Source organism: Streptomyces sp. SBT349, assembly GCF_001083795.1.
In the GTDB taxonomy this organism is placed as follows: domain Bacteria; phylum Actinomycetota; class Actinomycetes; order Streptomycetales; family Streptomycetaceae; genus Streptomyces.
In genome coordinates this window covers 1-8,619 of record NZ_LAVK01000316.1, presented here as the reverse complement: position 1 = coordinate 8,619, position 8,619 = coordinate 1, and the positions used below count along the sequence as shown (strand labels likewise).

Sequence of the window (8,619 nt, the reverse complement as noted above, 5' to 3'; positions counted from 1 at the left end):
CGAGGGGGTCGGGCGCGGGGGGCAGGCCCAGGAGCCGGGCCAGGCGCGGCTCTTGGGCGAGCGTGGCGGCGGCGCGGTGCTCCGCGGCGTGGACGGCGGCGGCCGCCTGGGCAGCGTCGGCGGCGCGGGCGGCGGCAAGCTCGGCGGCGGCGTGCTCGGCCGCCGCGTGCCGGGCCTGCTCCGCGGTGCGGGAGGCGGTCTCCCTCGCGCTCTCCCAGGCGGCGACGGCCGCCTGCTCCGTGTCGCTCGCGGCGAGCGCGACGCGCGCCGGGTCGGCCTGCGGGGCCGCGCCGTCGAGCCGGCCGGCGCGCACCGCCTCCTCGGTCTCCTGCTCGACCTCGGCGAGGCGCTGGCGCAGGTGCTCGCTCTCGCTGCGGGCGCGCTGCGCCTCGGTGGCGGCGGCGGTGGCGTCCCGGTGGGCCGCCTCGGAGGCGGCCTGGAGGGCGGCGACGCGCTCCTCACCCTCGGCGGCGATCTCCTCGCCGGCCGCGGCCGCGGCGTGCAGGGCCCTGACCAGGGCGGCGGCGGCGCGGCCGCGGGCGGCGAGGGCGGGCGCGGCGTCGCGCTCGGCCTCGCGGATGGCGACGGCGACACGGGCGGAGCGGTCCGCTGCCGCGCGGTGGGCGAGGACCGTCTCGGCCGCCTGCCAGGAGGCGTGCAGGGTGCGGGCCTCGCTCAGCTCGCGGCGCTGGGCGGCGGCGGCCTTCTCGGCGGCGGCCAGGGCGAGCGAGGCGTGCCGGTAGTCCATCTCGGCCGCGGTGCGGGCGGCATGCACGCGGGCGCGCTCGGTGTCCGTGACGGTGGCCGCCGCGGCGGCGGCGCGGTCGGCGAGCTCCGCGGCGCGGGCCCGTTCCGCCAGGCCCCGGGCGGCGAGGCGCTGGGCGAGGGACCGGGTGCGGCGCCCGGCGGCGGTGTGCACGGCGCGGGCCGACTCCCGCTCTTCCGCGGCCTCGGTGACGCGGGCCAGCAGGTCGAGCGACCCGGCGGTGAACTCCCGTTCGGCGGTGAGCTCGGCACGGCGGCCGAGCTTGTGGGCGAAGCCGTGCACGAGGTCGGCGAGGCCGTCGGTGTCGCGGGTGTCGGTGACGGCGCGGAGCAGCAGGTCGGTGAAGTCCGCGTCGTTCTTCACGGAGAAGAGGCCCGCGGCCTCTCCCTCGTCGGCGTTCATCTCCCGCTGGTACCGGAAGAGTTCGGGGTCGAGGCCGAGGCGGCCCAGGTGGTCGACCCACCGCTCGTGGACCTCCTCCCAGACCACGTCCAGGTGGGGGTACGCCTTGCCCGTCTCGGTCAGGACGTCGCGGAAGCCCTTCATGGTGCGGCGGCGTCCCCTGGCGCCCGAGGTGCCGTCCTCGGCGGCGGCGGGGGGCCGCAGGACGGTGGACTCCGCGACCGGCAGCGAGTCCAGGCTCATGCCGGGGCCGGGCCGGAACGAGTACCACGCCTCGGCGAACCTCCGCGGGTCGCTGGAGACCTGGCGTCCGCGCCACTCGCTGACCTTGCCGACCACGACCGTCTCGCCGGTCAGGGTGTGCTGCCACTCCAGCGCGACATGGCCGCAGTCGTCGGCGAGGAGGAACTTGCGCAGCACGCCGGAGCTGGCGCCGCCCAGGGTGTTGCGGTGGCCGGGGAGCATCACCGAGAAGATGAGCTTGAGCAGCACCGACTTGCCGCCGCCGTTCTCCAGGAAGAGCACACCGGCCGGGGCGGGGCGGCGCGGGGGGCCGACGGGCTCCTCCTCGAAGAAGTCCGCCTGGGCGGGCGCGGGCCGCGGCACCGGGTCCCCGACGCCGCGCAGGTCGAGGACGGTGTCGGCGTAGCGGGCGCCGGCCGGCCCGATGGAGTAGAGGCGGATCCGGGACAGCTCGTACATGGCGGGGTCTCTCGGGAGGCTGTGAACGTGGGTCGGTGGCCGGGCTCAGCGGTGGAACGGGAGGCCGGCCCCGTCCACCAGGTCGAGGGAGTCGCCGGCGGCGGGCAGCAGCGCGCCGGCGCCGTCGGCGGCCGGGACGATGCCCAGGCCGAGCAGTTCGGACATGGCGGCGCCCGCTGCCATGTCCCTGACCTGGAGCTGGTAGCGGGCGGTGGTGCGGTAGGCGCCGCCCGCGTCGTCGCCCGTGCGCTGGAGGAAGCCGGAGTCGGCGAGGAACGCGACGGCCTTGCCGACGATGCCGGTGGTGGAACCGGCCAGGCGGCGGGCGTCCTTGGTCGCGCCGGTGGTGCTGCGCCGGGCGTACACGCGCCAGGCCGCTTCGAGGCCGGGGGCGCCGGTGGCCGGGTCGGTGTTCTCTCCCTGCTCGGCGGCGCGCTCCTCCAGGCGGCGGCACGCCTGGCGGACGAACGCCTCGACGCCGTTGACCGTGATCCGGCCCAGGTAGCCGTCGTCGGCGAGGTCGGCGGGGCGCGGGAACGCCAGGGCGGCGACGGCGAGATGGGCGAGGCCGTGCAGGAACCGGTCGGCGGTGTCGGCCGTGGTGCGGCGGGCGTACTCGCCCATGCGGACGGCGAAGACCGAGTCCTCGGCGGCGGCGACGGCCATGCCCGCCCGGGCGGAGACCTCCAGGACGACGAGGCCGAGCCCGGTGGCGACGGCGTCGGCGAGCCGGGCGAAGGGGGGCTCCTCCTGGTAACGCCGCAGGAGCGCCGCGTACTCGGCGTCGCGGGCGGGGGCCAGCTTGGGCTGGAGGCCGAACGAGACCAGCCGGGCGGCGTCGGCGACGTCCGCCGGGGTGGGCGGGGGGGTCGCGGGGGTGCGGTCCGGCTCGGCGGCCGGACGGGCCTCGGTGTCGGTCACGGTGCCTCCCGGGTCGGTGCGGAGCCCGCGCCCGCGGCCGTGTCGGCGCCGGCGAGCGGGAGCGGGGCGGTGGCGAGCAGCGCGGTACCGACGACCAGGTCGGCGCCGCCGAAGTCGGGGTCGGCCAGCTCGGTGCCGTCGTCCACGGCGAACAGCAGCCGCGGCTCGCCCTGGCGGTGGGCGGTGCCGACCGGTGGGCTCGCGGCGTGCACGGCGAGCAGGGCGACGAGGTAGGGAAGGTCGGGGTCGGCGCGGCGGGCCTCGGCGAGCAGCCCGGAGAGGCGGCGCGGGGCGTCCTCGGGGAGCTGGAGCAACTCCAGGGCGGCGGAGAGCTGTTCGTCGCTGAACCGGCTGTCGTCCGGGGTGGCGACGAGGTCGGGCTCGGGGAGCTCGGCACCCAGGTGCTCGCGCGGCGCGGGCGGGGTGAGCAGCAGCTCGGTGAGGTCGGCCAGGCGGACGGCGCCCGGCGGGCGGGGCCCGGTCCCCCGGGCGAAGAAGGCGTCGGTGACGCGGGTGGACCGCTCGACGGGCAACGGCAGCAGGGGCGCGAGCAGGTGGCCGTAGAGGTCGATGCCCGCGCGGGCCTCGGGCCGGGCGAACGCCTGCCGGTCCTGCTCGGCGCGGAAGAGCGGCCCGGCCTCCAGCAGGCGGCTCTGGAGGCGGGTGTGGCGGCGGATGCAGTCCTTGACGATGTCGACGAGCTCGGCGGCCCGGAGCTTGTGGCCCGTGTCGACGGCCTCGTCGCGGGCGCGGCGGATGTTGGTGAGGATCGCGTTCTCGTGGCGGTAGCGGTCGGCGATGTGGTCCAGGGCCTCGGTGATGAGGTCGGGGACGGTGCGCAGCCAGTCGACGGCGCGGACGTCGCGGCGGGTGGTCTCCAGGGTGCGGCGCAGGGTCTCCGCGTACTGCACGGTGCGGTACCTGGCCTGCTCGGCGGCGAGTTGGGCGTCGGCGAGGCGGCCCCGGCTGATGAGCACGTCGAGCTTGACCTCGGCGGCGATCTGGGCGCTGGTGACGTCCGTGTCCAGGGCGCCGACCAGCACGTTGACCGCCTCGTCCGTGGTGCGCAGATAGACCCCGCCGCCGGGTCCGGGGACCTCCTCGATGAGCTTGAAGTCGTAGTCCCTGCGGATGTAGGCGCCGTCCTGGCCGAAGGTGCCGTAGACGGCGCGGAAGCCGCGGTCGACGCTGCCGACGTTGATCAGGTTGTCCAGGACCCAGCGGGCGACGCGCTCGTGCTCGGCCGCGGGGCGGCGGGGGGCCTGGGCGGCGACGCGGGGCAGGAGCCTGGCGACGATCTCCTCATGGTCGGCGCCGGTGTCGAAATCCATGCTGAGGGTGACCAGGTCGATGGCGGCGAGCGCCACCTCGGCCATGGCGTAGGTGCCGTACTCGCCCGCGAGGTTCGCCTTGCGGGCGTCGAGGTCGTGGAGCGGGGCGGTGCAGGCCAGGGCCCTCAGCCGCCGGGCGAGTCCCTCGTCGGCGGCCGGGCCCGGGGCGGGCCCGCCGGGGCCCGCCTGTCTCGTCGCCTGGTCACGTGCGGTCACGGGGCACACCTTAGGCGGTCCCACTGACAACGCCCGCCCGCCGCCCGGCCGCCGGAGCCGGAGGGGACCTGGCCGACAAAGGGGGTGGGCAGGAGCGGGCTAGACCGGGTTCATCAGCTGTTCGGTCCAGATGGTCTTGCCGCTGACGGTGTAGCGGCTGCCCCAGCGGTGGGCCAGCTGGGCGACGAGGAACAGGCCGCGGCCGCCCTCGTCCGTGGGGCGGGCGCGGCGCAGGTGCGGCTGGGTCTCGCTGGGGTCGGACACCTCGCAGATGAGGGAGTCGTCGCGGATCAGCCGGAGCCCGACGGGTCCCCCGGCGTAGCGGATGGCGTTGGTGACCAGCTCGCTGACGATCAGTTCGGTGGCGAAGGCGAGGGCGCCGAGGTCCCAGTCCTTCAGCTGGCCGAGGACGGCGTCGCGGGCCTGCCCGACGACGGCCGGGTCAGCGGGGAACTCCCAGTCGGCCGTGGTGTCCTCGGGCAGCGCGTGGACGCGGGCGGCGAGCAGCGCGACGTCGTTGGCGGGGGAACGGCCGGGGAGCAGGGCGTCGAGCACGGAACGGCCGACGGTGGCCGGGGGGTCGCACGCCTCGGCCCCCGCGGTGACGCGCTCGCGCAGCAGCGCGAGGCGGTGCTCGCGGCCCTCCTCGCTGCCGTCCTCGGGCTCACCGGAATGGGCGACGAGCTGCTCGCTGAAGAACAGCAGCAGGCTGCCGGGTTCGAGGTGGAGGCGGATGCTCTCGAAGGGGGTGCCGCCGATGCCGAGCGGGGGGCCGGGTCTCAGGCCCACCTCACGGGCCGGTGCGCCGGGGCGGGCCAGGATGGGCGGGACGCGGCCCGCTCCGGCCATGGTGCAGTTGCCGGTGACCGGGTCGTAGACGCAGTACAGGCAGGTGGCGCCGACGGCGCCGCCGCGGGTGCCGTCGAGGTGCGGCTCGACGTCGGCGAGCCTGATGGCCAGGTCGTCCAGGCGGGTCAGCAGCTCGTCCGGGGCGAGGTCGAGGTCGGCGAGGGTCTGCACGGCGGTGCGCAGCCGCCCCATGGTGGCGGTGGCGCTCAGGCCGTGCGCGGCCACGTCGCCGATGACGAACGCGACGCGCGCCGACGAGAGCGGGATGACGTCGTACCAGCTGCCGCCGATGCCCGCCGTGGTGCTCGCCGCGACGTAGGAGCCGGCGGTGTGCGCGGCGCTGACCTCGAAGACGGGCTGGGGCAGCAGGCTGCGCTGGAGCGTCTCCAGGGTGCGGTGTTCGCGGGTGTAGCGGCGGGCGTTGTCGAGGCTGAGGGCGGCGCGGGACCCGATCTCCTCGGCCAGGTCGGCGTCGGAGCGGCTGAACGGGGGGCGGCGGGCGGAGCGCCACAGGGCGAGGGCGCCGAGCACCTGGCCCCTGGCGCGCAGCGGCAGGATCATCCGGGACCCCTCGTCCGCGGGCAGCAGCAGCGCGGGTCGGTTGGCCGTGCCGTCGGTCAGCGGCCGGGCGCGCAGCCCCGACACCTCGGACTCGCGCAGCGTCCGCACCCCGGCGGGGCCCACGTCCGCGGGGGTGTCCAGCCGGAACTGCGCCCCGCGGGGGTGCGCTTCGGCGGGCCAGTCGCCTCGCGCGGCGACGGCGGCCACGCGCCGGACGGGCGCGCCGAGGAAGACGGGGCCCGGTTCGTCGCCGCCGAGCAGCGCCTCGGAGAGGTCGACGGCCGCCGCGTCGGCGAAGTCGGGGACGAGCACATGGGCGAGCTCCTCGGCGTTGCGCATGACGTCCAGGGAGGGGCCGATGCGCTCGGCCGCGGTGTGCAGCAGCGCCATCCGGCGGCGGGCGACGTGCTGTTCGGTGATGTCGGTGAAGAGGCTGACGACGCCGAGGAGGCGGTCCTGGTCGTCCTGGAGCTGGAGGGCCGAGACGGCGAGGAAGCGCTCCTCGTCGGGCGCCACGGTCAGGCGTCCCGAGTGCTCCCAGTAGACGAGGGGCTCGCCGGTGGCGGCCACCCGCGCCAGCTGCTCCAGCACGGCTTCGGCGTCCTCCCGGACCATCACGTCGGTCAGCGGGGCGGGCAGCGCGAGCTCCTGGAGGGGCGTGGTGCCGCGCACCGCGACCGAGGGGTTGGCGTTGAGGCGGGTGATGCACAGCTCCGTGTCGTGGATGGCGAGGCCGACGCGGGTCTGGGAGAACAGCGCGCGCAGCAGGGCCTGGTTCTCCTCCTGGCGGCGGGCGGTGTCGGCGGGGCTGAGCGCGACCAGCTGGCGGGGCCCGCCGTCGGGCAGGAGCGGGAAGACGTCGAGCCTGACCTCCGCGGTGGTGCCGTCGGGGTGGCGGACGCCGACGTAACCGTGCCCCGCCTCGCGGATGTCGGACAGCTCGTCGAGGTCTGGCCAGGCGGCGGGCTCGGTGAGGAGGTCCGCGAGGCGCGCGCCGCGCAGATCACCCGCGGGGCGGCCGGTGATCCGCTCCGTTCCCGCGGTGCCCGCCAGCACCCGGCCCTGGCCGTCGACCAGCAGGAGCGCCGCGGCTGCGCCGGGCAGGCGGTGCAGGCGCTCTGAGTGCGGGGTGGCGTTCACGTTCCTCCCTCGGCCTCGTCGCGGCGGCCGCCGTCTCCCCCACTGTCGCGGACCCCGGGCCGTGCGGCGACTCAGGGGCCGCGCCGGGATGCGGGGGTGGGCCGTTCGGGGTCCAATGGCAGCGAGGACACCGGCCCCGGTCACGAGGAGGCGCGGCGATGACGGCTCCGCGACGACTGCTCCGCGTCCTGCCGGACGCGTACCGCGACCGGCTGATGGACGTGGCGACGGAGGTCTCCTTCGGGCAGGGAGAGCGGATCTTCGAGGAGAGGGGCCGGGCGGACCGGTTCTGGATCATCCGTTCCGGCACGGTGACGCTGGACCTGCGGCTCGGCGGCACGCGGCCCACGGCCGTCTCGTCGCTGGACACGGGGGACCTGCTGGGCTGGTCCTGGCTGTTTCCGCCGTACGAGTGGGACTTCGGCGCCGAGGCGCTGAGCCCGGTGCGCGCCTACCGGTTCGACGGCGGTGAGGTGCAGGCGCTGTGCGACGAGGACCCGGCGTTCGGATACGCGCTGCTGCGCGTGATCGCCGAGATCCTGGCCTACCGGGTGCGGGCGGCGCGGACGCGGCTGCTCGACCTGTTCGCGCCGCACGCCGGCCGGCGGTGAGCCAGGGGTGCGTGGTCGGTCCGCGGTCGGTCCGCGGTCAGTCCGCGGTCGGTCCGCGGTCAGTCCAGGCGTCCCAGCGCCTTCTCCCTCTCCTCGGGCCGCGGGGTCGGGACCTCTCCGCGGCGGGCCTCCCCGGCCGGGTGAACGGGCGGTGGGTGAACGGCCGCCGGGTGAACGGCCGGTGGGGCGACCGCCGGTGGGGCGGTCGCGCGCAGGGCGGCCCTGGTGGCGTCCCGGGAGGCGCGTTCCAGGGTCTCCCGCGTGCCGGCCACGCGGTGCCGGGTCTCGGCGGCGGCCAGCCGCAGCAGGCCGGGCAGCAGGTCGGTGGAGCGGGCGGCGACCCAGCGGGTGCCGCGGGTCGCGAGCCACCACGCGCTGGCCGAGGCGCGCGGCGGCGGCTGGTCGGGAACGGCCGAGGGGGGCGCGCCGGCGGCGAGGCCGCGGGCGGCCAGGCCCGCGTGGAACTCGCGCGCCAGCAGGCGGTGCCCTGCCTCGCTCGGGTGCAGCCGGTCGACGCTCCAGGCGGCGCGGTCGGCGACACACGGGTGGTCGGCGAGGTGTGCGTGGACGGCGCCATGGCGCCAGGACAGGTGGTGCACCACGTCGTTGAGCGCGCGCATGCGCCGTGCGAGCGGCGCGGTCACGGCGCGCGGCAGCCGAAGCATGCGCCCCGGGTCCGGGAGGCAGGCGGTGAGCACCACCGCCCCCTCGGCGGTCAGCGTGGCCATGACCGCGTCCAGGTCGCGGGCGGTGCGGGCGATGTCGAACGGGGAGCGCAGCGTGTCGTTGCCGCCGACGATGACCGAGGCGACGTGCGGCCGGTGGGTCCTGGCCGCGGCGAGCTGCGCCCCCGCCACGTCGGCGCTGCGGGCGCCGCTGCGGGCCAGGTTGACCAGCCGCACGGCTCCGCCGGGCGCGGGCAGCCCCGCCGCGAGCAGGGGGGCGAAGCCGCGCCACCGCCGCTGCCCGTCCCGTTCACCGCGGAAGGGCCCGCCCCCCTCCCGCCGGGGCGGGCGGGGCAGCGGGTCGCCGAGCCCCTCGGTCAGGGAGTCGCCGAGCGCGACGAACCGGTCGGCCTCGCCGCGGGGGGCCGCGCCGCCCGCCACGTCGGCGCTGCGGG

The 8,619-nt window shown here is 77.2% G+C and carries 5 protein-coding genes and 1 pseudogene; 1 reads left to right on the top strand and 5 read right to left on the bottom strand.

All coding sequences use genetic code 11. The features are described 5' to 3' along the window. The 4 genes and pseudogenes from ADY01_RS28380 to ADY01_RS28365 all read right to left on the bottom strand — a co-directional run. Window positions 1–1,870, bottom strand: a pseudogene (locus ADY01_RS28380) (hypothetical protein); the annotation flags it as partial. 45 nt (window positions 1,871–1,915) lie between these two features. Further along, window positions 1,916–2,791, bottom strand: coding sequence for a hypothetical protein (locus tag ADY01_RS28375; RefSeq protein WP_049579211.1), 876 nt, complete (start codon window positions 2,789–2,791; stop codon window positions 1,916–1,918). Beyond that, window positions 2,788–4,338 carry a hypothetical protein gene (locus tag ADY01_RS28370; RefSeq protein ID WP_234320444.1) on the bottom strand — a complete coding sequence of 517 codons (1,551 nt, stop codon included), beginning with the start codon at window positions 4,336–4,338 and terminating at the stop codon, window positions 2,788–2,790. Before ADY01_RS28370 ends, ADY01_RS28375 begins: the two co-directional genes overlap by 4 nt. 99 nt (window positions 4,339–4,437) lie before the next feature. Continuing rightward, the gene (locus ADY01_RS28365; RefSeq protein WP_049579207.1) at window positions 4,438–6,888 is read right to left on the bottom strand and encodes a SpoIIE family protein phosphatase; all 2,451 of its coding nucleotides are present in this window, start codon (window positions 6,886–6,888) and stop codon (window positions 4,438–4,440) included. A gap of 158 nt (window positions 6,889–7,046) precedes the next feature. On the opposite strand from ADY01_RS28365, the gene ADY01_RS28360 reads away from it, so the two are divergent. Further along, a complete protein-coding gene (locus ADY01_RS28360; protein ID WP_049579205.1) occupies window positions 7,047–7,499 on the top strand; it encodes a cyclic nucleotide-binding domain-containing protein in 453 nt (150 codons plus the stop codon). Between the two features lie 59 nt (window positions 7,500–7,558). Here ADY01_RS28360 and ADY01_RS28355 read toward each other — a convergent pair whose 3' ends face one another. Beyond that, entirely contained in the window at window positions 7,559–8,605 is a 1,047-nt protein-coding gene (locus tag ADY01_RS28355; protein ID WP_078900685.1) for an SGNH/GDSL hydrolase family protein, read from the bottom strand. Between the last annotated feature and the right edge of the window lie 14 nt (window positions 8,606–8,619).

Coding starts and splice junctions, on each gene's coding strand:
- ADY01_RS28360 (WP_049579205.1), top strand. CDS start 7,047: ATGACGGCTCCGCGACGACTGCTCCGCGTCCTGCCGGACGCGTACCGC.